The 643-nt window shown below is 64.1% G+C and carries 1 pseudogene; it reads right to left on the bottom strand.

Features of this window, described 5'->3' with window-relative positions:
• Nucleotides 1–166: 166 nt before the first annotated feature.
• Nucleotides 167–643, bottom strand: a pseudogene (locus NVV99_RS26340) (IS701 family transposase); the annotation flags it as partial.

Here is a 643-nt window from a genome sequence, read left to right on the forward strand (position 1 = left end):
TACTGCAACGACAGTTTGTGATGTCGTTGTTTGTAGTGACTGGCGCGGGCTCTGGCTTGGCTGATGCGACGCCAGTTCGACCAGTGCCACAGGTGGGCGAAGGCGTGACGAACGGGGCAGGCGATACGATTGAACAGTCTTCGAATCTCGTTGACGGTCAGAGGAATCAACCTACTGCGACCGGATGAAGATCCCCCTTTTGCGCGTCTCGACGCAGGATCGTCAAGAACGCGGCCGCGGCCATGGACAAGGTGATGTGCCGGTACCAGGCGGTGTAACCCCGGACTTGGTAGTGGTCGAGGCCGGTCTCGTTCTTCGCGGTCTGGAAGCATTCCTCGATCGCCCACCGACTGCCGGCCACCCGCACCAACTCGGCGAGCGGGGTTTCGGCCGGGCCGTAGCAGATGTAATAGGCGATCTCGTCGGGATCGGTGAGCGACCGACGGGCCAGCAACCAATGACCGCGGCCCGGTTCACGGATGGGCCGGATCGGGGCGGCAGCCCAGTCGTACACCCGCGGTCCGTGCGCACCATCGCCGCACGACAGTCGTTGCCACGCCGACGCATCGAGCTCGGCGATCACGGTGTGGGCGCGGCGCTGCCGCAACTGCATCGACACCACCATCTGCGTTTTCGGCACCGC

The organism is Rhodococcus sp. PAE-6, from assembly GCF_025290685.1.
In the GTDB taxonomy this organism is placed as follows: Bacteria; Actinomycetota; Actinomycetes; order Mycobacteriales; family Mycobacteriaceae; genus Rhodococcus; species Rhodococcus pyridinivorans.